Annotated in this window: 24 protein-coding genes and 2 tRNA genes; 5 read left to right on the forward strand and 21 right to left on the reverse strand. The window is 35.0% G+C overall.

What is annotated here, in order from left to right; translation table 11 throughout:
- The 12 genes from PCY17_RS09990 to PCY17_RS10045 all read right to left on the reverse strand — a co-directional run.
- Positions 1–97: 30S ribosomal protein S2 (locus PCY17_RS09990; protein ID WP_142366560.1), on the reverse strand; the 97-nt coding region annotated here is incomplete at its 3' end.
- 435 nt (positions 98–532) lie between these two features.
- Positions 533–1,747, reverse strand: coding sequence for an aminoacyltransferase (locus PCY17_RS09995; RefSeq protein WP_301393713.1), 1,215 nt, complete (start codon positions 1,745–1,747; stop codon positions 533–535).
- A 198-nt stretch (positions 1,748–1,945) separates the two neighbouring features.
- A complete protein-coding gene (pcsB, locus tag PCY17_RS10000) occupies positions 1,946–3,154 on the reverse strand; it encodes a peptidoglycan hydrolase PcsB (protein WP_301393716.1) in 1,209 nt (402 codons plus the stop codon).
- A gap of 91 nt (positions 3,155–3,245) precedes the next feature.
- Positions 3,246–3,740, reverse strand: a complete 495-nt coding sequence (gene mreD / locus PCY17_RS10005; RefSeq protein ID WP_049509969.1) for a rod shape-determining protein MreD — start codon at positions 3,738–3,740, stop codon at positions 3,246–3,248.
- Positions 3,737–4,558: a rod shape-determining protein MreC gene (gene mreC / locus PCY17_RS10010; RefSeq protein WP_301393720.1), complete on the reverse strand. Its 822-nt coding sequence runs from the start codon at positions 4,556–4,558 to the stop codon at positions 3,737–3,739. Before mreC ends, mreD begins: the two co-directional genes overlap by 4 nt.
- A 21-nt stretch (positions 4,559–4,579) precedes the next feature.
- Positions 4,580–5,374, reverse strand: coding sequence for an energy-coupling factor transporter transmembrane protein EcfT (locus tag PCY17_RS10015; protein ID WP_301393723.1), 795 nt, complete (start codon positions 5,372–5,374; stop codon positions 4,580–4,582).
- Positions 5,367–6,206, reverse strand: a complete 840-nt coding sequence (locus PCY17_RS10020; protein WP_301393725.1) for an energy-coupling factor transporter ATPase — start codon at positions 6,204–6,206, stop codon at positions 5,367–5,369. Before PCY17_RS10020 ends, PCY17_RS10015 begins: the two co-directional genes overlap by 8 nt.
- On the reverse strand, positions 6,191–7,018 hold the full coding sequence (locus PCY17_RS10025) for an energy-coupling factor ABC transporter ATP-binding protein (protein WP_301393728.1): 828 nt from the start codon (positions 7,016–7,018) through the stop codon (positions 6,191–6,193). Before PCY17_RS10025 ends, PCY17_RS10020 begins: the two co-directional genes overlap by 16 nt.
- A gap of 2 nt (positions 7,019–7,020) precedes the next feature.
- Positions 7,021–7,560, reverse strand: a complete 540-nt coding sequence (gene pgsA, locus PCY17_RS10030; RefSeq protein WP_301393731.1) for a CDP-diacylglycerol--glycerol-3-phosphate 3-phosphatidyltransferase — start codon at positions 7,558–7,560, stop codon at positions 7,021–7,023.
- Positions 7,561–7,572: 12 nt separating this feature from the next.
- Positions 7,573–8,397 carry a cytoskeleton protein RodZ gene (gene rodZ / locus PCY17_RS10035; protein WP_301393733.1) on the reverse strand — a complete coding sequence of 275 codons (825 nt, stop codon included), beginning with the start codon at positions 8,395–8,397 and terminating at the stop codon, positions 7,573–7,575.
- Positions 8,398–8,434: 37 nt separating this feature from the next.
- Entirely contained in the window at positions 8,435–9,718 is a 1,284-nt protein-coding gene (locus tag PCY17_RS10040; protein WP_301393735.1) for a pitrilysin family protein, read from the reverse strand.
- Entirely contained in the window at positions 9,715–10,965 is a 1,251-nt protein-coding gene (locus tag PCY17_RS10045; protein WP_301393738.1) for a pitrilysin family protein, read from the reverse strand. Before PCY17_RS10045 ends, PCY17_RS10040 begins: the two co-directional genes overlap by 4 nt.
- A 161-nt stretch (positions 10,966–11,126) precedes the next feature.
- Between PCY17_RS10045 and yaaA the strand changes: the two genes are divergently transcribed.
- The gene (yaaA, locus tag PCY17_RS10050; RefSeq protein ID WP_301393741.1) at positions 11,127–11,495 is read left to right on the forward strand and encodes a S4 domain-containing protein YaaA; all 369 of its coding nucleotides are present in this window, start codon (positions 11,127–11,129) and stop codon (positions 11,493–11,495) included.
- Positions 11,496–11,497: 2 nt separating this feature from the next.
- Positions 11,498–12,589 (forward strand): DNA replication/repair protein RecF, encoded by a 1,092-nt coding sequence (gene recF / locus PCY17_RS10055; protein WP_301393744.1) that lies wholly within the window; start codon positions 11,498–11,500, stop codon positions 12,587–12,589.
- 54 nt (positions 12,590–12,643) lie between these two features.
- Here the strand turns inward: recF and guaB are convergent, their stop codons facing one another.
- Both guaB and trpS read right to left on the reverse strand, forming a co-directional pair.
- Entirely contained in the window at positions 12,644–14,122 is a 1,479-nt protein-coding gene (gene guaB / locus PCY17_RS10060) for an IMP dehydrogenase (RefSeq protein ID WP_045762410.1), read from the reverse strand.
- Between the two features lie 179 nt (positions 14,123–14,301).
- Complete coding sequence (gene trpS, locus PCY17_RS10065; RefSeq protein WP_001039667.1) at positions 14,302–15,327, reverse strand: tryptophan--tRNA ligase; 1,026 nt, start codon at positions 15,325–15,327, stop codon at positions 14,302–14,304.
- Positions 15,328–15,533: 206 nt separating this feature from the next.
- Between trpS and PCY17_RS10070 the strand changes: the two genes are divergently transcribed.
- Together PCY17_RS10070 and PCY17_RS10075 are read left to right on the forward strand one after the other, a co-directional pair.
- Positions 15,534–17,156, forward strand: a complete 1,623-nt coding sequence (locus PCY17_RS10070; protein WP_000958799.1) for an ATP-binding cassette domain-containing protein — start codon at positions 15,534–15,536, stop codon at positions 17,154–17,156.
- 61 nt (positions 17,157–17,217) lie between these two features.
- Positions 17,218–19,767, forward strand: coding sequence for a YfhO family protein (locus PCY17_RS10075; RefSeq protein WP_301393751.1), 2,550 nt, complete (start codon positions 17,218–17,220; stop codon positions 19,765–19,767).
- Positions 19,768–19,798: 31 nt separating this feature from the next.
- Here the strand turns inward: PCY17_RS10075 and PCY17_RS10080 are convergent, their stop codons facing one another.
- Positions 19,799–22,462 carry a YhgE/Pip domain-containing protein gene (locus tag PCY17_RS10080; protein ID WP_301393754.1) on the reverse strand — a complete coding sequence of 888 codons (2,664 nt, stop codon included), beginning with the start codon at positions 22,460–22,462 and terminating at the stop codon, positions 19,799–19,801.
- 129 nt (positions 22,463–22,591) lie between these two features.
- Between PCY17_RS10080 and PCY17_RS10085 the strand changes: the two genes are divergently transcribed.
- The gene (locus tag PCY17_RS10085) at positions 22,592–23,134 is read left to right on the forward strand and encodes a TetR/AcrR family transcriptional regulator (RefSeq protein WP_001158257.1); all 543 of its coding nucleotides are present in this window, start codon (positions 22,592–22,594) and stop codon (positions 23,132–23,134) included.
- Between the two features lie 218 nt (positions 23,135–23,352).
- Here the strand turns inward: PCY17_RS10085 and PCY17_RS10090 are convergent.
- The 6 genes from PCY17_RS10090 to rlmH form a co-directional block, all read right to left on the reverse strand.
- Positions 23,353–23,426, reverse strand: a tRNA-Asn gene (locus PCY17_RS10090).
- A 120-nt stretch (positions 23,427–23,546) separates the two neighbouring features.
- The gene (comE, locus tag PCY17_RS10095; RefSeq protein WP_301393757.1) at positions 23,547–24,299 is read right to left on the reverse strand and encodes a competence system response regulator transcription factor ComE; all 753 of its coding nucleotides are present in this window, start codon (positions 24,297–24,299) and stop codon (positions 23,547–23,549) included.
- The gene (comD, locus tag PCY17_RS10100; protein ID WP_301393760.1) at positions 24,296–25,615 is read right to left on the reverse strand and encodes a competence system sensor histidine kinase ComD; all 1,320 of its coding nucleotides are present in this window, start codon (positions 25,613–25,615) and stop codon (positions 24,296–24,298) included. Before comD ends, comE begins: the two co-directional genes overlap by 4 nt.
- A gap of 22 nt (positions 25,616–25,637) precedes the next feature.
- Entirely contained in the window at positions 25,638–25,772 is a 135-nt protein-coding gene (gene comC, locus PCY17_RS10105) for a competence-stimulating peptide ComC (protein ID WP_152901835.1), read from the reverse strand.
- 165 nt (positions 25,773–25,937) lie between these two features.
- Positions 25,938–26,011, reverse strand: a tRNA-Arg gene (locus PCY17_RS10110).
- A gap of 43 nt (positions 26,012–26,054) precedes the next feature.
- Positions 26,055–26,534: a 23S rRNA (pseudouridine(1915)-N(3))-methyltransferase RlmH gene (gene rlmH, locus PCY17_RS10115; RefSeq protein WP_000695942.1), complete on the reverse strand. Its 480-nt coding sequence runs from the start codon at positions 26,532–26,534 to the stop codon at positions 26,055–26,057.
- Between the last annotated feature and the right edge of the window lie 50 nt (positions 26,535–26,584).

Below are 26,584 nucleotides of genomic sequence, written 5' to 3' on the forward strand. Positions count from 1 at the left end.
TGAAGATGTACTTAGCCATCTTAGGGTTCCAGCGACGAGTTTGGTGACCAAAGTGTACACCAGCCTCAAGAAGTTGTTTCATTGAAATTACTGCCATGAGTATTTCTCCTTTTTGTTTTTTTCCTCTTCTTGATTTCAGCTTGCAAAACGACCCGAAGGCAACAGCTTCACAATTCATCAAGAATGAGTATTATCGTTTACACGACAAGTTACATTATATCATAGTTGAGCCTTTTTTTCAAGTAATTTTGCTAGTTTTTCCTTCATAACCTAACTTCCCAACAGAAATTTTAAAAAAATTTATTAACTTTAAATAAAAAAATATCCCAACATAAATTGTTACTGCTATATGTGCAATAACCGCTTATGTTGAGATTCAGATAAATACAAAATATTTCGAGTTAATAACTTAAATGTTTAGATATAAAAGAGTCAATTATAGATTTTATATAGCAAGTGTCATATCTTCATACTCTATGTTATCAAAAAAACAATTACTAAAGATTAAACTTGACAATAAGTCTTTGACTTTCTACTTGCTACTTCGCAGTTTCTTACGGATTTTATAAGCTATGTTAAATAAGAAATACAATGAGCTAGTTGGATAATTAAACTCACCAGCAAATTCCTCGATAGTGGGATTAAACTTAGATTTAAAATTAAATAACCCACCCTCTAAATTATTTTCAATTCCACCCATATTATGAGTCTCTGCTCCACGTTCAAATGAATGTTGAGCAGTCTCAAACCATGTTGGAATAGCAGGTTGATAATGTCTAAATTCCTCATTCATTCCAGCATATAAGTTTTCAGAAGTTTTCCCAAATTCGATGGTTAAAGTTCCAGACAATGGAACGACACTGTCCCCTCTATCAATATGGCTCTTAAGAAAAGAAATTTCTTCCTCTAATCGTTTTCTCTCTTGCTGATTCTCTTTTATTTTGCCTTCTTTCGTTTTATCATTAAATTTCTGCGCTATTTTAAGATTCTTTTCGAGTTGCTGTTCAACTTCTTTCAGTCTATTAGGTAAATCTAAATAGCTCAGTGTGATAAAAGAGTGATCAGGATAAGTAGTCAGTAACTTCTGATAATAATCTTTTCCTCGTAAACTGATATTCTTACGAGATTCTGTTTTTTTCATTAAAAATGAAAATTCATCTAATAAGTCGAGTCCACCGAATTTTACTTCCAATCCTTTATTTCTTGCAGTTCGGATTGCCTGTCTAGTAGACTTGGATAGTTGATCCAACGAGAAGTTTTCTTTATGAATATTAGCTTGAAAACGAGGTTGTATGTTTTCTGCCATATCCTTTGTCAAACCTGTCCAATGAACTTTGTTTTTTTGCAATTCCTCAATAATTTCAAAAGTTTTAGAATTTTGAATAGTTTCTTGGTCGATAAGACTTCGACTGATAAACAAACTTGGATCAAATTTAACCATTATTGCATGGCTTTTTTTAGCAAGTTTTTTCAATGTTAAAAGCACAAATTTCAGAAGTTCTTTATCTTCATAATTAATAACTGGGCCTCTTGGAATATAGAACATGGAAAATCCTAATGGAAGAGGCTGAATTAAGATATTCGCTACTCCAACTAGTTGATTCTCCTTATAAAAGCCAACTCTCTCGTTCCCCCAAGTATCCTTTATATTGGCCCAATCACTACTCTGCAATAAATTCCCTTGAGGATGATTTTCTAAAAATAAATCCCACTCTTGAACATCAACATTCATTTTATAAGTAAACATAATTCCAGTACCAACTCTCTTAAAATCTTGTTATTATTTCGTTAGATAAACATATTTATTCTAACTACATATCTGATAATTTTCATCCCATCTTTCATTCTATAATGACAAAAACATTCTGATGAAAATTTCTTATCAATACTATACAAAGGGTGAGATTCATAAAACCTCACCCTAAATTTAATAATAATTAATATGTTAGTTTGGATAAATGTATCTTACTGTACCACGTGATGCTGTAGGATTAAACCATCCACGATAATTTCCGATTGGTTGAGTTCCACTACCATCATAGTTACATTCAGAAACTTGAATACGAGTTGATGATTCAACTGCTGTAACAACTGCTACATGTCCGTATCCTCCATCATCCCATGAAGCAATTGCTCCAACTTGTGGTGTAGAACCTGTACGGAAACCTGCAGCCGCTGCACTTGCAGCCCATTGACCACCATTTCCCCAGTAATCGCCAGCCCATGGTGCTAAAGTTTTTGCTCCCCATGTACATTGACCTACTGGATAACTTGAAGCGTTTGTACTATATGTAGGACGTTGGCTTACAGGAGTTGGTGCAGGTGTGTAACTTGAGTCATCATCTGATGATGAAGAACTTGAAGTTGCTTGTACTTGTGCAGCAAAGGTTGTATTTGCTGAAGCAGCAACTGTTTGTTGTTGACTTGCTTGTTTAGCTTTATAAGCTGCTTCTGCCTCCGCTGCTGCTTTGGCTTCTGCCTCCGCTGCTGCTTTTTTCTCCAACAAGCTAGCTTTTTCATTTTCTGCTGTAGCTTTTTCAGCTGCAAGATTTAACTCAGCTACTTTCAATTCTGCTTGTTTTGTTGTCAAAGCTTGAGCATCGTCAGCAAGCGTTTGTTGGTTAGCAATGACTGTATTGATTGCTTCGTTGTTTGCAACTTGTTTTTCAGAAATAGCTTTCTTATCTTCTTTTTGTTGCTGCAACATTTTATTGTTTGCTGATACGATTTCACTCATAGCTGCTACACGAGAAATAGCTTCTGTAATTGAGTCAGAGTTAATAATCGTATTGATATAACTTGTAGCAGTTCCGTTCGTTTGTGCACTACGAGCTTGGTTTTCAAGTGATTCATTACGTGCTACGATATTTTTTGAAAGCTCTGCGATTTCACCTTCAAGTTTTTTAGATTCTTCTTGAAGTTTTTCGTTTTCAGATTGTAATTTTTCTTGCTCTGATTGAATAGCTGAAACTTTAGTTTGAATTTCGTCTACTTGTTTTTGAGCTTCTTTCTGTTGAGCTGTCAAGTTACTAATTTTACTATCTTGAGCAGCAATCTTTTCATCTGTTGTATTTGCTTTAACACTTGAAAGAACAGCTCCTTGTGAGACCAATACTGTACTTAACAAAAGTGATGCTAGGATTTTTTTCTTCATAAGTGTAAATACTCCTTCTTTTAAGACAATACTAGTATATCAAAAAAAGGCTTAATAAATATTACGCCTTTATTACAGTTTTGTTTCTTTCTTATAGATATATTTTTTCAAAAATAAACTGGAAAACTAACATCCAGAGACAGTTTAATATCATTGACGGAACTAGACCATAGACGATAAAGACTGTTATACTTTCAGCAGTTAATCCAATCATTTGCGCTAGAAGAAAACTACCAAATTCAAAAGAGAAAGTCATCATTAAAATAGCTAATAGTCTAGTCCATCTATTTGAGAAAATGATCGCATTATTTTTATAAATGATTGCACCAATAATCACAAAAAGAAGACTAGCAATCCCTACTAAATGGAAAAAATAAATATCGTATATAAGACCAATAAATAAGCAATAAACTAAAAATAGATACTCAGATACTTCTATTGTTTCAAACAACAAGAAGATGAAGATAAAGTGGCTCACAATTTGAAAATGTGGAAAAAAACTATTTACAAATTGCCCTAAATGACTGTCTATTAAGACAACTATAGGCAAGAGTAAAAACATCCCTATCTGCTTCAACAGTCTCATGATGGATTCCCCACTAACTCTACGACTTTTAGATTCATTGGATCAGCATGGAGTTTGACCATAACTTCTCTTGTTAGATAATCACTACTATGGGTAACTGATACAACCTCTCCTACGGGAATATCTGTAGTTTTAAAGTTGCCCAGACCTCCTGTAACTACCTTGTCTCCTTGGCTGATATCACTACTACTATTTAACTGGCTTATTTTAAGCAAGTCTTTTTCTTTGTCGTACCCAATGATAATGCCATATATACTAGTAGAACCGTGTTGGATTTTAACGGATATTTTCTCCGTATTTTCCGCATTGGTCAATAAGTTGACCACAGTAGAGTTATCTTCAACCTTTCCCACGCTTCCAATCAGTCCTCCACCAGCAATCACAAGCATATTGCTTGTCACGCCTTGTTGAGAACCTGCATCAATTGTCAACTCTTGTTTCCAGGTTGCAGGAGTTCTCATGATGACGTCAGAAGCAATTAACTTGGTTGCATTCAATTTTGACTTCATATCCAATAACTTACGTAGTTGCTCATTTTCTTCCTTCAAACTGTCTGCTTCATTCGTTTCCTTCTTCATCTGATAGAGTTCTTTTTTGAGAGTTTCATTCTCGTTATAGGTTCTGGTCAAACGACCTAAATCAGATTTTACGGAAGAAAGCCATTGAAAAGGCTTTTGCACTATTCTATCGACTAATGAAATGCCATCTCCAGCTTTTGTTACAACTGCACTTGATTGTGTTGTTACTAAAAAAACGGATACTACTAATACAACGACAAATAGAACAATGATATATTTTGATTTTTTAAAACGGTTCATACCTCTACCTTATATTACATTCTAAGATTTTAGCAAAAATAGAATTGCACCCAATACACAAACAAATAATAGCGCTATACTGTCTCTGTTCATCCAATTTAACTGTCGATACTGACTGCGGCCATTTCCACCTTGATAGCCTCTAGCTTCCATGGCTGTAGCAAGAGAATCCGCTCGTTTCAAACTTGTAGCGAACAAAGGAATCAAAATAGGAATCATGGACTTAACCTTTTGAATTACATTTCCTTCTCCAAAATCTACACCACGCGCCTTTTGAGCATTCATAATGCGAATCGTATCATCCATCAAGGTTGGTACAAATCGCAAACTCATAGACAACATGAGTCCAATCTCATGAACTGGAACCTTAAATCTTTTTAAAGGTCCAAGCAAGGATTCAACCGCTGTTGCCAAGCTCAATGGCATGGTTGTCAAAGTAAGCAAGGTTGAGAAAAAGATAATCAACACAAAACGACAAAAAATAATTCCAGCCTGCTCAATACCATAGCTTGTGATTTTTATAAATCCCATCTCGAACAAGACGTGACCACCAGAGATAAAGAACAGTTGAAAAAGGGTTGTAAAAGCAATCAGAAAAAACATAGATCGCAAACCTTTTATAAAAAAAGATAAGGGAACTTCTGATAAAACGACAAATATGCCTGTTGCAATGAAGAGTATGAGATTTGTAATTGGATTATTGGCCCAAAAAGCGATGATGATCAATAAAATCATTGCTACTAACTTACTACGAGGATCTAGACGATGAATAATCGAATTTCCTGGTATGTATCGACCTAAAATCATATTATCCATTGATAAACTCCTTAAACTCCTCTATCGTTATCGGTAATTGTTCGAAAGAAACTCCTCTGTCAACTAGCCTTTGAGCAAATCGTGTGATTTTAGGAACACCCAATTGGATTTTTTCCATAAATTCGACATTTTGAAAGACAAGACTTGGCTTCCCACCCTTAACTAGTTTCCCTTTTTCCATCACATAAACTTGGTCAGCAAATTCGGCCACATCATCCATAAGGTGGGTTACTAAAACAATTGTTATACCATCTTGATGAAGCTTTTTAAACAAGGCCATCAACTCTTTCCGACCAATTGGGTCCAAACCAGCTGTTGGCTCGTCTAAGACCAAAATGCTAGGCTCCATCGCCAAAATTCCAGCAATAGCAACCCGTCTCATTTGTCCACCTGAGAGTTCAAATGGACTTCGTTCAAAGAGTGATTCATCGATTCCTACTAAAGCTAGTTTTTCACGCGCGATAGCTTCTGCCTCTTCTACAGAAACTCCAAAATTTTGAGGTCCAAAAGCCACATCTTTTAGGACAGTTTCCTCAAAAATTTGGTTCTCTGCAAACTGAAATACCAAACCAACTTGCTTGCGAATTTGACGAATTTGCTTATTGACAGATGTTGATGTAATTAATGTATCAAAGACACGAACACTTCCCTCTGTAGGAACCAACAAACCATTCAAAAGTTGAAGGATTGTAGACTTTCCGCTTCCTGTATGCCCAATAATCGCAGTATAAGAGCCATCCTCTATTGACAAACTGACATCTGACAAAGCAGCTGAAGCAAAGGGTGTTCCTTCCTGATACGTATAACTAACATTGTCTAGAATAATTCCCATAAAGCCTCCTCAAGTTCCTCCTCCGTTAGATAGAACTCTGGCAAGTCCAAACCACTGGTACGTAGCGATTCTCTTAATTGGTTGACAAAGGGTTGATCTAAGTCAATTTGATCTAAATCTGATCTAGAAAATAACTCTCTAGGAGTGCTAGTTGACTCGACTTCTCCTTTTTTCATCACCAAAACTCTGTCACTCATGGCCACCTCATCCAGATCATGCGTAATGGAGATGACTGTCATCTGATGGTCTTTGCGAATCTTCTGGACTATCTTAATCAACTCTAATCGTCCCTCAGGGTCCAACATACTTGTAGCCTCATCCAAGATTAAAATATCTGGTCGCAGAGCAACAACACCTGCAATAGCTACTCTCTGCTTCTGACCTCCTGACAAGCGAGCTGGTTCCTTTTTAGCAAATTCAGCCATTCCAACCAATGATAAAGCCTCAGAAACGCGTTTCTTCATCTCTTCAAGTGGGATTCCTTGATTTTCCAGTCCAAAAGCAACGTCGTCTTCAACAGTTGCTCCTACGAATTGGTTATCAGGATTTTGAAAGACCATACCAATCTTACGTCTTTTTTCCCAGACATTTTCTGGAGTTAGGCAATCACCGTCTATCCAAATTTCTCCAGATTCAGCTTCGAGCAAACCATCAATCAAGCGAACTGTCGTTGATTTTCCACTACCATTATGACCAACGATAGACAACCATTCTCCACGTTTCACGTGAAACGAAATGTTATGAACATCATAATGTTCTTGATCTGCCTGATATCGAAAAGACAGGTCTTTTATCTCAATAATCGATTCCATATCTAACGAAAGGTTCCTTTAAACAAATATGCGCTTCCCTTGAAATAATCATAACCAGAATAAACTGTGAAGAACAAGGCAATATAAAGAGTTATCTGACCAAGCACATTCCAGTGAAGTAGCAAGAATATAATCGCAAACATCTGACTAAATGTCTTGATTTTTCCAGGCATAGCAGCAGCTAGAACAGTGCCTCCTGTTTCAACTAAGAGCAAGCGTAAACCGGTGACAGCAAGTTCACGACAAATAATTATTGCTACGACCCAAGCTGGTGCCATCTTTAGACCGACCAACATGATAAAGGCTGACATGACCAATAATTTATCAGCCATTGGATCTGCAAACTTTCCGAAATTACTAACCACTTGCCATTTTCTAGCTAAATAACCATCTAGATAATCAGTGATACTGGCAATAGCAAAAATAACTGCTGATATTTTATGTAACACAGGAGATGGCCCAACTGATAGAAGGAGAATAAAAATCGGAATAAATAAAATTCTACCAAGCGTAAGCATATTAGGAATATTCTCTTTTTTCATGTTATCCTTCCTTTAGTTTGAACTTAATGTTAGAGTAATCCAACCAGTTTGACCAGTTAATTTTGAAGTGTCAATTTCCTTATTATCAATTTTCACCGATACTCCTTTAACAACACCCAATGTTATGGTTACTGGAGATCCTTTAGAAATGGTTGTTTTGGCTGTTTTATTATTAGGTTCAAGAGTCACTCCTCCTGCTAAATCAGTATCCGAAACACTAATCCAGCTTGTTGTATCTGTTACAGATAATTGAAGATCCGCAGAATCTTTAGATGTCTTATATTCCACTGACAAAGTATCTCCCTGACCTGAAACAGTCAAAGTAGTTGCCTCACTCGAACTTGATGAACTAGTAGCTTGACTACTACTTGATGCTACACTACTAGAGCTACTTGTTGAACTCACAACACTATAAGTTGCCGCAGAAGACGCAGTTGGTTGGTTTTGAATATAATTCCACACATAGTAGGTTACAAAAATTAAAATTGATAAAGAAAAAAGAACAAAGTAAAATAGCGGGAGAAATGAATTTTTCTTTCGATTAGACCGTCTACGTCCTGAAAGTTCAATCTCATCTACATCAACTTCTTCATAAGTAATCATACTTCCCGAATCATAGGCATCTAGAACGATATTTTCATCTAATTCAACAGCCCAAGCATACTTTCTCAAAAATGAACGAGCATAAAAAGTACTCGGTAGTTTGTCAAAATCATCTGTTTCCAGTGCCTCCAACAAATCCAGTTGAATATCCGTCTTTCTGTGTAATTCCTCCAAGCTCAGTCCTTGGTTAATTCTCGCAAGGCGTAAGACCTCACCAATTGTTTTTTTTCTCATACTTAACATTCCTTCTTTCTAGTGTATTTTCTAGCGATTATATCGGAAAAATTGTACAATCAACCATGTCGCTATTATCTATCAAATCATGTCCTGCTTCTAGAACATCCTCTAGAGTAATTTCCTGCAAAAGTTTAGGAAGGTCAAACAGGGTCGAACCTGTCTTAGTTGGATGATACTGAGTGGCAATATATTCTAGGGTATCCATACTATGAAGAAATTCTCCATACATCTCAGTTTTTACAATATCCAAGTGATCCTCAGTGACATCCTCATCTTTCATAAAATTACGAATAGCTTTACGAAATTGATGAGAAAGTGCCACAGGTTCCTTTGTATCCATTGTTAATATCACAAAATGGAAACGACGATCCACTTCTATTTCTAGAGACAAGGAAGCATCCAGTTTTCCAGACTCATATAATCTTTGAAATCTTTGTGAAGTCCAACCAAACATCATTGTAAACAACAATTTCAATAAAAGATGATAACGATACTGATCTCGATTTCCGATGTCTTTATTTCCTCTAATACCAATCGCTAATTTTGGAGAAGCCACGTCCATCCGTAAACTTTCAGTAGTCTTTACAGGATGTAAAGGTATTTTTTCTCTCTTAAACTCATGTTTTTTTTCTTGAGGATGAGATTTCTTAGCAAAATAATCTTCAAGGAGTTCAAAATCAAAATTCCCCACTAAAAAGATATTACTATTGACAGGTCTGTAAAACTCTTTAAAGTTCTCTTTTAAATCCTCCAAACAAATAGCATCAATAGAGTTTTCACTACCAACAATATCTGAAGCTAAAGGACTTTCTGGATAGAGATTTGCCAAAGTCTTGAAAAATAGACAAGAATCCGGATCATCCTGATACATCTCTCTTTCCTGTTGAATGATATCCTTTTCGCGCTCCACAGATTCTTCAGTCATATTGAAAGTAGTGACAAGTTCTTCTAGCAAATCTAAACACTCTAGAACATTTTCAGAAGTCGAGAAAAGATAGCTAGTGTTCGTAAAGCTCGTAAAGGCATTACTTTCAGCACCCAACTCTGTAAAAGCTGCCATAACATCTCCAGAATCTTCTCTTTCAAAAAGCTTATGTTCTAAGAAATGAGCGATTCCTTGTGGATATTGTTGTAAGTCCTTATCATCCACTGTAAACCTTGTGTCAACAGAACCAACTTTGACACTTACAACGCCATAAACCTCGTTAAAGTCCTTTTTAGGTAGTAAAGTAACTGTCAAACCATTTTCTATGCTAGTTTGATACAAAGTTTCTTTTACAGCAGAATAATATTTCTTTTGAAAAGTAGGTCTGGTCATTCTGCTCCTTCCATAAAATAAATAGCCTGCAACTTAAAATTGTTTGCTGCTTCACAAATTGCTTCTCTATCAACTTGTTCAAGTTTATAGATTAAAGTTTTTGTATCAAGATTCGCCTTCCCAAAAAAAGTTGACAAATAATATTTATCGACGATAGAATCTTGATTATCCTGAGCTAGTAGTAAAGAGCGACGAATCATTTGTTTGGTCTGATCAATTTCCTTATCTGTAAACTTGCCATTTTTTATGTCAAGTAACTGATGATTCATCAATTTTCTTACTTTATTTCGATTTTGCCGATCAATTCCAGCAAACAATCGTAAAAATCCACTAAAGAGATCCAAGTGACTCGATACCGTATAGGCCAACCCTTCTTTTTCTCGTACTTTGGTAAATAGTTTCGAATGAGGAAAGGCTCCTAAAAGACCATTGACAAGAAGCACTGCCATCTGTTCTTCATCACCATACCCCACTGAACTATGGTAGCCCATCTCTAAAACAGACTGTCCTAATCTCTTTCTAACAATACCTTCTCTAAGAATATTAGAATAGGGTTGCTGATATTGAATGTTTACAGCTGATTTACGACCTGTTAAAGGAAATTTATGTAAAAACTCTAAAACTTCAATTTCATTAAAATTACCTAGGAAGAAAATATCTATTTGGTCTTCTTTTAGCATTTTTTGATAGCTTGAAAAACATGTTTTTGAAGTCTCCTCTGAAATTCTAGAAATCAAATCTTTAGGAACTAGCTGCATTGATTCTTCTTGGAAAAACAATTGATCTAACTCTTTATGTGCAAAGAAGAATGGGTCTTCTAATTCTGATTCCAGCCTTGATAAGATCTGTTTTTTCTCGATGTCAAAAGCATTTTTCTCAAATCCATCCTCATCCGACAATGGTGTAAACAGAACCTGATGCAGTAATTCTAAAATTTGAGAAGTTAATACGTTTTTCTTACTTAAAAATTCATCACGCACATAGGTAATATTCAAATCCACAAGATGACTTTGTCCTCTTCGATAGGCGTGCGCTGACAAATCAGTTCCATACAAGGTTGCTAAACGTTTTCTAAACAGTTGAGCAGTTGGATAACTTTGGTTGGCAGTTTCAAGCATACTGGCACTTAACATGCGACTTGAAATTGAATCCAAAGACAATGGAGCTGTGAGACGCACAGTAATTTTATTAGTTTTAAATTTTTTTGATTGGATAAAATGCACTGTAATTCCAGGTACTAACTCCATCTCTTACCTCCTTCTACATAGAGTTCTATTATACCATGAAAAGAGAAAATTTTCTTGTTCTCTTTACCCCTTTTAGAATTAAAATCGCTTTCATTTCTAACAAATTTACCTCTGCCATTTCAAGGTAAAATATGGTATAATACCAAAGATTGAGGTGAACTATGGAATACAAATTATTTGAAGAATTTATTACTCTCCAAGCTCTCTTGAAAGAACTTGGTATTATACACAGTGGCGGAGCTATTAAATCCTTTTTATCTGAGCACCATGTCTACTTTAATGGGGAATTAGAAAATCGTCGTGGGAAAAAAGTAAGAATCGGAGACTCTATCGACATTCCTGACATGAAAATCCAAATCATTCTGACGCAACCTAGCTTAGAAGAACAGAAAGAATATCTCCAAGAAAAACTTGAGAAAGAACGTGTGGCTAAACTTGTCAAAGAAATGAATAAGACGGTCAAAAAAAAGCCAACAAAAAAGACCCCGAAAGCTAAAACAAAAACTGCACCACGTTTCCCAGGTAGATAAGTATGTGGCTAAAAAACTTATCCATCAAGCAATTTAGAAACTATCAGGATACCGAAATTGAATTTAATCCTAAATTAAATGTATTTGTGGGTCGAAATGCTCAAGGCAAAACTAATCTTCTGGAAAGTATTTACTTTTTAGCTTTAACTAGAAGTCATCGGACAAAGACAGACAAGAATTTAATCCGATTTGAAGAAGAACAACTTCAAGTTTCTGGAATTCTTCAAAAAAGAACGGCTACTGTACCACTTGAGATTGACTTAACCCCAAAAGGTCGGATTACTAAAGTCAATCACTTAAAGCAAGCTCGGCTATCTGACTATATTGGACACATGAATGTTGTTCTATTTGCACCCGAAGATTTACAACTTGTCAAAGGAGCACCAGCTATCCGACGTAAGTTTATAGATATGGAGCTAGGGCAAATCAAACCCATATACTTGTCAGACTTGTCAAGCTACAACCATGTGCTCAAACAAAGAAATACCTACTTAAAGTCAGCGAATCAGATTGACGAAACATTTTTATCTGTTCTGGATGACCAGCTAGTAGACTATGGTTGTCGAGTAATGGTTCATAGAGAAGAATTTATCAAAAAAATGGAATCTTTTGGTCGTAAAAAACACTTTGATATTTCGGACCAATTAGAAGAGTTGTCAATTCGTTATCAACCATCTGTAAACTTCACTGACAAGGAAAAACTAGCAGAATCTTTTTATGCAGCACTTCAAAAAAGTAGAGCAAGAGATTTATTTAAGAAGAATACTGGAGTTGGTCCTCATCGGGATGATATGATTTTCTTAATCAATGGAATGGACGCAAGCTTTGGAAGTCAAGGACAACATCGTAGCCTTGTTCTTTCTATTAAACTAGCTGAAATCGAATTAATGGAGAGCATTACAAAAGAATCGCCTATACTTTTACTTGACGATGTTATGAGTGAACTTGACAATACTCGTCAACTTAAATTATTAGAAACTATATCTCAAAATATTCAAACCTTTATTACAACAACTAGTTTAGAGCATCTTCAAAACTTACCTGATAATCTCAGTATATTTACTGTAAAGAATGGCCAATTATATGTAAATTGATATTTACATTGATGTAAACAATAAAAAATCTCCTGTTTTTCAGGAGATTTTTTATTACATTGAATAGTTTGGTGCTTCATTTGTGATTTGCACATCGTGTGGATGGCTTTCTTTTAGACCGGCACCTGACATTTCGATAAATTGAGCATTGTCATGCAATTCTTTAAGGTTAGCTGCACCACAGTACCCCATACCAGATCGGATACCACCAATCATTTGGAATACGATATCAGCTGCTGCTCCTTTATATGCAACACGTCCTTCAATTCCTTCTGGAACGAGTTTATTTGCTTCATTGACAGAGCCTTGGAAGTAACGGTCGCTTGAACCTTTCTTCATTGCAGCGATTGAACCCATACCACGGTATGTCTTGAACTTACGTCCTTGGAAGATTTCAGTTTCTCCTGGAGCTTCATCTGTTCCTGCAAACATTGATCCAAGCATTACTGCATTTCCACCAGCAGCAAGGGCTTTAACAATATCTCCAGAATACTTGATTCCACCATCAGCAATGATTGTTTTGCCATATTCACGTGCAACGGCTGCTGCATCATAGATAGCTGTAACTTGTGGAACTCCTACACCAGCGATAACACGAGTTGTACAGATTGAACCTGGCCCAATACCAACTTTAACAACGTCAACTCCTGCATCATAAAGGGCACGGGCTCCTTCAGCAGTAGCGATATTTCCAGCAATCAGTGTACGGTCTGGGAAATGGGCACGGATTTCAGCGATTTTACGAAGAACCCCTGCAGAGTGTCCGTGTGCTGTATCGATGACAATGGCATCTGCTCCTGCTTCAAAGAGAGCTTCAGCACGTTCAAAAGTATCAGAAGTTACACCTACCGCACCAGCAACTAGAAGACGACCAAACTCATCTTTAGCTGCATTTGGAAACTCAATCACTTTTTCAATATCTTTAATCGTGATCAAGCCAGAAAGACGACCTTCTTCATCAACCAAAGGAAGTTTTTCAATACGGTGTTCTTGAAGAATGCTCTCTGCTGTTTCAAGATCTGTTCCAACAGGAGCAGTAACAAGATTCTCACTGGTCATATGATTTGAGATTGGTTGATTGTAATCTGAAATAAAACGAAGGTCTCGGTTTGTTAAAATACCAACCAATTTACGATTCTCAAGAGTTTCAACCACTGGAACACCACTGATACGGTAACGTCCCATGAGTTCATCTGCCTCTGCAATTGTATGCTCTGGAGTCAAGAAGAATGGATCAATGATAACACCATTTTCAGAACGTTTTACCTTACGAACTTCATCTGCCTGCTGTTCAATAGACATGTTTTTATGGATAACACCTAGACCACCTGCACGCGCGATTGCAATGGCCATTTGGCTTTCTGTTACAGTATCCATCGCAGCTGTAATAATTGGGATATTTAAAGTCAGATTATCAGCCAATTTCGTTGTTAAATCCGCATCATTAGGCAACACATGGCTCTCTGCTGGAATAAGCAATACATCATCAAAGGTAAAACCTTTTTTCAAAAATTTAGTGTCCCAATTAGACATTGAAGTTTCCTCTTTTCTTTCTTTTTGAGCTTGACGCTTTTTGTATTGTATCTATCATACCATTCTATGAAAATTTGTCAATTATATTGATAATAGATAATGTAAAAAACTATCCCTTTAATTTTAAAGAAGAGATAGTTTTAGAGTTCGTATTTTATCTATTGTTCGTATTTTATCTATTAATGAAAGTAATTTAGACCCATTGCTGATTTTACTTCTGATAGCGTTTGGCCAGCAACTTCTCGAGCTTTTTCACTACCTTTTTGTAACATATTATACACTTCACCCATATCTTTAGCATATTCTAGGCGACGTTCACGGATTGGACCAAGTTCACGTTCTAGGATTTCAAGTAGATACCGTTTTGTCTTAACATCACCTAGACCTCCACGTTGATAATGCTCCTTCATGTCAGCAATTTCTTGAGCATCTTCAGGACGTCCGAATACGTCTAAGTAATGGAAAACCATATTTCCTTCAATCTTACCTGGATCCTCAACACGAATGTGATCTGGATCTGTATACATACTCATTACTTTCTTACGCAAAGTATCTGCATCATCTGACAAGTAGATACCATTATTTAGCGATTTAGACATTTTGGCATTTCCATCAAGACCAGGTAAGCGACCTGCTCCTTCATTTTCAGGATAAATTCCTTCCGGTTCTACTAAAACATCACAATTATAGGCATGGTTGAATGAACGCACAATCTCACGCGTTTGTTCAATCATCGGTTTTTGGTCTGTACCTACAGGAACATAGTTAGCCTTAAAAGCTGTGATATCTGCTGCTTGAGCAATTGGATAAACTAAAAATCCAGTTGGAATACTTTCTCCAAATCCTTTCTGAGCAATTTCTGTCTTTACAGTAGGATTACGCTCCAGACGAGCCAAAGACACTAGATTCATGTAATACATAGACAACTCTGCCAATTCTGGAATTTGACTTTGAATGAAAATCGTTGATTTGTTAGGATCCAATCCCACTGCAAGATAGTCCAAAGCAACATTCCCAATAGACTCTACAATAGTTTGTGGATCTTTTGCATGGTCAGTTAAAGCTTGCTGGTCAGCCAAAAAAACAAACATGTCATATTTATCTTCTTGCTGTAATAAGACACGATTTTTTAAGCTACCAACGTAGTGCCCAATATGTAATTTACCCGTTGGACGATCTCCTGTTAAAATAATGGGTTTATTCATCTTATTCTCCTTTGATATGGTCCTTTCAATTATAGCATTTTTTTGATAAAAAGACAGATAATTTTTTTTATCAAATAATTACGATTTCAACTACTTAACTGTAAACCATTTGTAAACATCCTTTACAAATAATTGACAGATAAAAATTTGAATATTTGCTGATTTTCTAGTAGAATTAGAGTATTACATATAATAGGAGAAAAAAATTGCTAACAGTATCTGATGTTTCACTACGTTTTAGTGATCGCAAACTTTTTGATGAGGTCAACATCAAATTTACAGAAGGAAACACCTATGGTTTAATTGGTGCTAACGGTGCAGGTAAATCAACATTTTTAAAAATCTTAGCTGGGGATATTGAACCTACAACTGGTCATGTTTCTCTTGGACCTGATGAACGTCTTTCTGTGCTTCGTCAAAATCACTTTGACTATGAGGATGAACGTGTTATTGATGTTGTTATCATGGGTAATGAAAAACTATACAACATCATGAAAGAAAAAGATGCTATCTATATGAAAGCAGACTTTACTGATGAAGATGGAGTTCGTGCAGCTGAGCTTGAAGGAGAATTTGCTGAACTAGGTGGTTGGGAAGCTGAGAGTGAAGCTTCACAACTCTTGCAAAACTTGAATATCCCTGAAGATCTTCATTACCAAAATATGAGTGAACTCGCAAATGGAGACAAAGTGAAAGTACTCCTTGCTAAAGCTCTATTTGGTAAACCAGATGTTCTTCTTCTAGACGAGCCGACCAACGGTTTGGATATACAATCTATTACTTGGTTAGAAGATTTCTTGATTGATTTTGATAACACCGTTATTGTCGTGTCCCATGACCGTCACTTCTTGAACAAAGTATGTACTCACATGGCCGACCTTGACTTTGGAAAAATCAAACTCTATGTCGGAAACTACGACTTCTGGAAAGAATCTTCTGAGCTTGCTGCTAAATTGCTAGCAGACCGTAATGCTAAAGCAGAAGAAAAAATTAAGCAATTACAAGAATTTGTTGCTCGTTTCTCTGCTAATGCTTCTAAATCAAGACAAGCAACATCACGTAAGAAAATGCTTGATAAGATTGAACTTGAAGAAATTGTGCCATCTAGTCGTAAATATCCATTTATTAACTTTAAAGCTGAACGTGAAATCGGAAACGATCTCTTGACAGTAGAAAATCTATCTGTCAAGATTGATGGTGAAACTATTCTTGACAACATCAGCTTTATCTTGCGTCCAGGTGACAAGACAGCTCTTATCGGACAAAACGATATCCAAACAACTGCATTGATTCGTGCGATCATGGGTGATATCGACTATGAAGGAACTGTCAAGTGGGGAGTTACAACTAGTCGCTCTTACTTACCAAAAGACAATTCAGCTGATTTTGCTGGGAGTGAATCTATCCTTGACTGGCTCCGTCAATTTGCAAGTAAAGAAGAAGATGACAATACCTTCTTGCGTGGTTTCCTTGGTCGTATGCTCTTCTCTGGAGATGAGGTTAACAAACCTGTAAACGTCTTGTCAGGGGGAGAAAAAGTGCGCGTGATGCTATCGAAACTCATGCTTTTGAAATCAAATGTTCTTGTACTTGACGATCCTACAAATCACTTAGATTTGGAATCTATTTCAAGCTTGAACGATGGATTGAAAAACTTCAAAGAATCTATCATCTTCGCCAGTCATGACCATGAATTCATTCAAACATTGGCTAACCACATTATTGTCCTATCTAAAAATGGTGTAATCGACCGTATCGATGAAACCTATGATGAATTCTTAGAAAATGCTGAAGTACAAGCAAAAGTTAAAGAACTTTGGAAAGACTAAATAATACTTTAAAACTCAGTTGGATTAACCAACTGAGTTTTCTATCATTCTATGAGGTAACATGAAAACATTTTTTAGAAACTATTGGACCTATTTTATTTCTTTCATCATTCCCCTAGTGATTATGTTTGGAGTCTATCTTTCTCAAGGTATCTACTGGAATAGTGATACTTCACCTTTATTAGGGGATGGATTTCATCAATATGTTATTTTTGATCTTAATCTTCGTAATATTTTACATGGGAGTGATAGTCTATTTTATACTTTTACCAGCGGTCTAGGTCTCAATTTTTATGCCTTGTCCAGTTATTACCTTGGTAGTTTTCTATCACCTCTTGTTTATTTTTTTGATGTATCAAGCATGCCAGATGCAGTCTATCTGTCAACCTTGTTAAAATTTGGCTTGATAGGTCTGTCAACCTTTTTTAGCTTGAGTATAATATTCAAAAATCTATCAGCCCCACTCAGATTATCTTTATCTACCTCATATGCTTTAATGAGCTTTACAGTTAGTCAACTTGAGATTAAAACCTGGTTAGATGTTTTTATTTTAATTCCCTTAATTTTAACTGGTTTACATCTACTCATAACGGAAAAAAAACGTATTCTATACTTTACAAGTTTGTCAATCTTATTTATCCAAAACTACTATTTTGGTTATATGACTGCCCTGTTTTTGGTAGTTTGGTATTTTTGCCAACTTTCCTGGGATTTTAAAAGTCGCAAGTATTCTTTCCTTGATTTTTTCCTAACATCCTTACTCGCTGGTTTAACAAGTTTCATCATGACACTCCCAACCTTTTTTGATTTAAGAACTCATGGTGAAAAACTAACCGCTATTACAAAAATAAAAACAGATGCCAGTTGGTATCTAGATCTATTCGCTAAACAATTTATTGGTGCTTTCGATACAACTAAATATGGTTCTATCCCAATGATTTTTGTAGGCCTCCTTCCTTTTATCTTAACAATTGTATTCTTTACATTAAAATCAATTAAGTTTCACGTGAAACTATGCTATGCAACTCTACTCCTTATCATCATTGCTAGTTTTTATCTAGAAGCATTAGATCTATTTTGGCAAGGAATGCACGCGCCAAATATGTTTCTTCATCGCTTTGCGTGGATTTTCTCTACTCTCTTGATTTATATTTCAGCAGAAGTTTTAAATAGAGTTAAAGATATAAAATTGTGGAACGTTTTATTCTCAATAACTTTACTTTTATCTGGCTATCTGGCAACCATTTATTTTAAAAATCATTATTCGTTTTTAACTAAATTAAATATACTCTTAACGCTTGAATTCTTAGTGGTATACTTACTGTTATTATTAGCACTTATTAAAAAACTGATTTCTCTAAAAATCTTTTCAATTCTTATTTTGATCTTTACAGTAAGTGAAATTAGTTTTAATGCTTCATCTCAACTAAATGGAATTACGAAAGAATGGGGATTTGCTTCTCGTAGTACCTATGATAAAGATATTCCAAGTATGGAAGCTATTTTGGAGTATAACAAACAGCAGCCAGATACATTTACACGAACTGAAAAGTTACAAACTCAAACTGGAAACGATAGCATGAAATTTAACTACAATGGCATCTCACAATTTTCATCTGTTCGTAATCGTTCTGCAAGTACAACGTTAGATAAGTTGGGTTTTAAATCTTCAGGTACCAACCTTAATCTTCGTTATGCAAATAATACTATCATTGCAGATAGTTTATTTGGAATCAGCTACAATATTTCTGAAACCTATCCAGATAAATATGGTTTTCATCCAAGCTATCAAAAAGATAATCTAACCCTTTATAAAAATCAATTCGCTCTCCCAATTGCTTTTGCTACACAGTCTCTTTACAAAGATGTCACTTTTAATGACCATACTCTTGATAACCAAACTCAATTTTTAAATCAAATTGCTGGCTTAAATGAAGAGTATTTTTATCCGATAAATCATCATACAGACTCTGGTGACAACGTGGTCAATCTAAACGGAACTGATACTGAAGATGCAACTATCAGCTACAGCATTGAAATACCTGATAATAGTCAGGTTTACCTTTCCATGACCAAGCTAAATTTTTCAAATGATAAGAAAAAGCAAGTTGACATCATTGTCAATGGTGAAAAAAAATCCTTTACCACAGATAATGCTTTTACATTTTTTAATCTTGGATATGCAGAACATAAACAAATTTTTGATATCCAGATTAAGTTCCCAGGAAATGCTCAAGTATCATTTGAATCTCCAACTTTCTATCGCTTAGATACTAAGAAATATACGGAGGCTATACGCAAAATAAAAGAAAATCCAGTAGAAGTGAGCTCTTATAAAAATAAAGTCACTGTAAATTATAAGGTAAAGAATGAGACATCGATCTTTTTCACAATTCCTTACGACCGAGGATGGTCTGCTTACCAAAATGGTAAAAAAATACAAATTCAACAGGCACAAACTGGATTTATGAAAATTGATGTTCCTGAAGGTGAAGGAACTATTACCCTTTCCTTTATTCCAAAAGGATTTGTTGCTGGTGCAAGTTGTTCTCTTATAGCCATTATTGTCTTTATTTTTTATGATATTCAAAGAAAAAAATATTCTAGATAAAAAAACAATCGACCGAATTGGTCGATTGTTTTTAGTCTTCTTCAGCTTTTTTAGGTTGATAGGCTAGCATTCCTAAAGCAACAAAAATCATTATTGTAAAGATAAGGAAAATAATCTGACTATGAATATTACCTGTCATAGAAATGGTTTGTCGTAAACCTGAAACTGAATAACTCATAGGTAACCATGGATTAATAGTTTTAAAGAATTGATTCGTCAAAGCTAAAGGATAAGTTCCTGCACTTGATGCTAATTGAAGGAGTAATAAAATTAAGGAGAAGAAGGCGCCTAGGCGAGAATTCCAGGTTGTCAATGCTGTTACCATCGCCATGAAAGCAAGACTAGTTAAAATAATCAAAGCAAAGGTTTTGAATTCGTGAACTGCAGTAAGTCCAATTAAATGTACTCCACCATAAACTAATACTCCTGCCAAACCAGCAATGATACCGTTAATTTCAAAGCGAGACTTAAACCAAGCCCAGCGACTTTCTGGATGGCGCCCAGAAGGCAATTTAGCAAAAATCATATTAGTTGAAATAGCAGCAACAAAAAGAGCAACTGATATCATATACGGAGCCATAGCAATCCCATTAAAAGCAACTTGATCCGTATCAGTTTTTGAAAGACTTAAAGGATCAGCCAGTAAGTCTGCATTTGTTGGTTCAGTTGAAGCCTGTTGCAATTGCCCCTCAGCCTCTGTCAAACCTTGATTTAATTGACTTGAACCATCACTTAATTTTCCAAGTCCTGATTGTAAAATTTCAGATCCTTGAGCAAGTTGATCTGCTCCACTAGCTATTTTTTCAGAACCATTAGCCAGTTGATTTGCTCCTGAAACTAGCTGGTCTGATTTATCAGCTAATTGTTGAGAACCCGCTTGTAATTGATTAAATCCAGCAGTTAAATCTGATGTTTTATTGTTTACTTGGTTGACACCTGATGCAAGTTTATCAATTCCTGTTGCTAATTCTGGTGCATTCTCTGCTAACTTAGCAGTAGCACCTGTCAATGTAGAAGATTTTTCTATCAACTGACTAGAGCCTTGTAGCAACTTATTGAAACTTCCTGTCAAGTTCGATTTTTTCGAACTCAACTGACTTGCTCCTAAAGCTACTTGGTCTACAGATTTTGTATAGCTGTCAATACCAGATGCAAGAGTTTGACTAGCTGGCAATAACTGACCGTCAATTGCTGTTTGAACCTGTGTTAATCCACTTGACAAACTTGTCAATGTTGAAGAAGCAGTTGGTAATAATTGACTTGAGTGATTCTTTAATTGAGTTAAACTATTTGTTTGAGTGGTTACATTTTCTAAAGAAGATTGTAACGTTTGAACTGTAGTTAAAATTGTTCGTGCTGATTCACTAGTAGAAGATGATTGATTAGAAACCACAGAAGTTATCTCTGCCTGTTGGTCAGGAGTTAAGCTTTGATAAGCACTCGTAGATTGAATAGCTGATAAAGTAGTTTCTTTTTCAGATTGATTTGAAGTAATAATGCTTTGTGCTGAATTTGCAATCGTTGATAGACTACTAGAAAGCTGGTTTGTTACTTTTGTTATCTCTCCACTATCTGCTGTTTGAATATTTTGAATAGCTTGATTAAATTGCTCTAAACTAGTTGCTAATTGTTTAATCTGATCTTTTTGTTGGTTTGCACCATCTAATTGAGTAGAAAGTTCTTGAATACCTTGATTAAGTTGTGTTAGTCCTGTACGTAGAGTCTCTGATTTAGTAGAAATCTGATTTGCACCTGATGATAGACTTTGAACTCCATTTGTATAAGTATCAATACCAAGTGAAAATTGATTTAATCCTGAATTGAGTTGAGAAACACCACCTGTATAGGCTTGTGTGCCTGCATCAAGTTGAGTCAATCCTGATACCAGTGCCGGTGTCTGTGAATTCAGTTGGTTTAATCCATTATCAATTTGTGAAATAGCGCTGGTATATTGATTTAAACCAGTATTAAAATTACCAAGACCAAGATTTAACTGATTTACACCAGCTGTATAGGTTCCTAATCCTGTAGATAATTGATCAGCACCATTAGAAAATGTGAGACTCGATTGAGCTAAGGTTTGAAGATTGGTTGATAAGGTTTGACTCCCATCCGAAAGCTGATTCGAACCATCAGCCAACTGTAAACTTGCATTTGCCGCTTGAGATAAACCAAGTTTTAAATCCCCCATCTTATCAAATAAAGCTTTGGTATAAGATTGAGTAACTTTAGTAGCCACAGTCTGTTTGATTTGTGTCATGGCAGAATCACTCATCTTGCTTGCAATAAAACTATGACCACTTGATGTCTGATAGTCAATCGTCATCTGTTCAGGATGATTTGTAAGGATAGAAGAAGCTTTCTCAGAAAGATTACTTGGCAACGTTACAACCATGTAATAATCTCCATCCCGCAGTCCTCTTTCTCCCTCACCTTCATCTACAAAATGAAAATCCAGACTATCACTATCTTTTAAATTAGACACCATGTCTTCACCAATAGTGAGTTTTTCATCGTTATAAGTAGCAGCTTGATCCTTATTTACAATTGCTACAGGTAACTCCGAAAGTTTACCGTATGGATCCCACATTGATGATAAGAAAATGATATTGTAAAGAGCTGGAATTAAGGAAATTCCTATCATGACAATAATAAATGTCGGTTTTTTAAAGATTGCTTTCCATTCTTTAAACATATTGTCTCCTTTTTTAAACTACTTGTCTAAATTTTTGATATAATAGATTATACATAAAAAATTTAAAAAGACAAGATAAAAAATCTATTTTTTAAACACATTGTCTAAAAATGTTCATATGGAGGGAACATGCAAGAAAGTAATAAACGATTAAAAACCAAGCGCATTATCGAAAATGCCATGGTGGAATTATTGATGGAACAACCATTCGATCAGATTACAACTGTTAAATTAGCACAAAAAGCTGGAATTAGCCGCTCCAGTTTCTATACTCATTACAAAGATAAATACGATATGATTGAACATTACCAAAGTAAACTATTTCATACCTTCGAATATATCTTTCAAAAACATGCTAATCACAAACGAGATGCTATTCTAGAAGTATTTGAATACTTAGAATCAGAACCACTTCTAGCAGCTCTTTTATCTGAAAATGGAACTAAGGAAATTCAAAATTTCTTGAGAAATAAACTTCACATCCTACTGAGCACAGACCTTCAAAAACGTTTTATGCAACTCAAACTAAATGAAGTAGAATTAGAATACAGCAGCGTCTACCTAACAAATGCTCTCTTTGGAGTCTGTCAAACCTGGATTGCCCACGGAAAAAAAGAAAGTCCACAAGAAATCACGGACTTTTTAATGAAAATGTTAGGGGATACAAATTAATAAAAAGCTCTATAATAGTTATAGGGAATCAACCCCCTATGGATATTATGGAGCCTACTTTGTTGTTCTTATTAGGCTAATACTAATGCAATACAATTTCCTTAGTTTTATTTTCGGACACAAATCATTATCTATCCGTATGTTAGGTATGCCTCCCCTCATTACATCGGAAAAAGAATCAAAAAAAGGATCACCAAATTAGTGTTCCTTTCATCTGACTCCGCCAGTAGGACTCGAACCTACGACATCATGATTAACAGTCATGCGCTACTACCAACTGAGCTATGGCGGATTAAATAGTCCGTACGGAATTCGAACCCGTGTTACCGCTATGAAAAGACGATTTCTTAACCAACGGACCCTCTACCTGTAGCAGATATAACCATTATATCAATTTATCAAAAATTGTCAATTACTTTTTTTGGTTTTTAGCCATTAGTTCTCTCAATTTTTTAGTTTTTAGGCGAGAGATAGGACAACGATGATCTTCATAAAATACAACTTCCATTTTTTTACGATCAATTTCTCTCACATTACCGATGTTGACTAAAAATGACTTGTGAGCTAGATAAAAACGTTGGGTTTCCCTATCCTTTTCTTGAATATCTGTCATTGTTCCATAGAATTCTTTGGCAAAATTCTTACCTACAATTCGTAATTTATGAGAAGTTCCAGTTGTCTCAATGTAGAGAATATCATGATAAGGAATACAAAGATCATTTCCTTTGTAACTATAATCAAAATAATCAACGACTGATTGGTTTTCAAGTAAAGTAGTCTTAGTGTAAAGCACACAGTCGGCAACTCTATTTTTAAAAACTTGATCACTGGTTTCTTTATCAATGAAATCCAATGCTGAAACTTTGTATTTATAAGTCAAGGTAGCAAATTCAGATCGACTTGTAATAAAAACAATAATGGCATAAGGATTGCGGTGACGAATAAATTGAGCAACCTCAAATCCTTTTCTCTCAATTCCATTGATATCAATATCTAGAAAATACAGCTGATTAACTTCATCATGCTCTACATATTCTATAAACTCTCTCACTTTTCCTGTTGTTTTATAGGAGATAGGAATATTTGTTTCCTTAGAAATTTTATTCAAAGTTGTTTCCAACCTTACTTGGTGTTCTATAATATCTTCTAAAATTAATACTTTCATATCAGTTCCCTCTTAAATCTAATCACTTGTTTAAATACATCATTATCAATTTCTGTTTCTAAAATAACATTGTCATATTTTCCTAAAATTTCTTTAACATTATTTAGTCCAAGTCCTCTATGTCTTCCTTTAGTTGAAAATCCTAATTCAAATAAATCTTCAGATTTTACCTTTCTTTTTTTACAAGAGTTTTGGATAACAACTAGGGTTTCAAGATCCAATTTGATGATAGCTACCTCTAGTTGTTTTTGATAGCTTTCAACTGCCCCTTCAACAGCATTATTGAGCAGAACGCTCATCACGCGCACCAAGTCTAATAATTCCATAGACAAAGGTGTGATGATATCTTTTACCTCTAGTGTGTACTCTACATCATTAGTTTTCGCATTGACAATAGATTGAGCAATCAAACTACGAAGTGCTGAATCCTCAATATTGTTCAAATCGAAATAAGTATACTTATCTGAACGTAATTTTTGATTCGCCTTTACAAGAACTTCACTGTAAACTCTGTCAATTTCTTGTAAATCTTTACTTTTGATTGCCATTCTTAAGCTCACAAGCATGCCTGTATAATCATGGCGAAAACCACGAATTTCATTATATAAGGCAACAATCTCATCCGTGTAAGCTTGTAAATGTTTTTGCTCAAACTTCTTTTGTTCCAATTCGATTTCTTTTTCTATCTGAACTTTGTGAGAATTCATGGAGAAAAAAGTCAAAAGTAGACCAACAAAAACAATGGATGATAAAATACTTCCAAAACCATTTAAGTGACGAATCGTACTCACAATATCTGAAGTGAAAGAGACAACGTGTAGAAAAATAAATGCAAAGAGCACTTTCTTCAGAAAAGGATATAGATAGTCTTTATCAAAATATTTAAATTCGAGATGGAAATAAGACACAACAACTTTAATAACCAAATAAGTTAAGATCAGGATAAATAGAGAAAAATAATTGTTATACTTCAATGCAAACTCATCTCCTGTAATAGATGATAAGGTTACTGATAAAAAGTTATTAGTACTATTATATAAAAGAGAAAATAATAGACTGATAAAAATTCCCTTAGATTTCTCATACTTCTTAAATCCAACAAAGTAACCAAATAGGAGGAAAGGAAATAAAAATTTAGACAAACTAAAACTATCTAATTTCAAGAAATAGAGAATTATTTCCAATACTAATGGTATTAGAAATATATAAAGACTAAAAAAATATTGGTCTTTTCTAGTTGCTTTACAAACCCATTCATGAATTTTACTAATAATAAAAACATAAACAATAGCAATTACTAATCCTAATAAATTCATTATTTCCCACCTTTATTTTTACTTACTTTCTTTTTGGAAAAAGAAAATTATTTATTGTATATGGAGGTCTCCATTCCCCACCTCTGATTTCCTGCAGTTCTTTTTCGTTCAATTGTTGGAAATCTTTCATCTGAGCAAAATCTGTATTCTTTTTCATAATATAAACTCCTATAATATTTTTCTTGTAAATTAACTTACAAAAATATTATATAAAATCTACGATACCTATAGAGAATTATTTCTCAAATGCTCAAATTTTATTCTGAAATGTCAAATTTTTACAAAAAAAGCTGGGATTTTTTCCCAGCTTACGATTTAACACTGATCCCAGCAGGATTCGAACCTGCGACCGTTCGCTTAGAAGGCGAATGCTCTATCCAGCTGAGCTATGAGACCTTACTAATCTATCTTATCAAAAAAAGCTAGCTTAGTCAATCATCTATTTATGATAGGGAGAGCCCTGTTGAATCGAAAACGCTCTATAAATTTGTTCTACTAAGACTAATCTCATTAGTTGATGAGGAAGCGTCAATCTACCAAAACTAACAGAAAGATTGGCTCTCTTTTTCACCTCTGGAGATAGTCCTAAACTCCCACCAATGATAAAAGTGATTGTTGAAAATCCATTGATAGAAGCTCTTTCAAGCTGCTTACTGAACTCTTCAGAAGAAAAAGTTGTTCCTTCAATAGCTAAAACAACTACAAAATCACGTTCCCCTACTTTAGCAAGAATGCGATTCCCTTCCAACTCCAAAATCTTTTGATTTTCAGATTCGCTGGCCCGATCTGGTGTTTTTTCATCAGCCAACTCAATCATTTCTAGATTAGCAAAGCGTGAAATTCTCTTGGAGTATTCTGCTATGCCATCTTTGAGATATTTTTCTTTCAGTTTTCCAACTGTTACCACTTTAATTTTCATTCTTCTATTCTAACATATTCACACTCAATTTCACATCTTATTCACAGATA

Source organism: Streptococcus sp. SO2 (assembly GCF_030440025.1).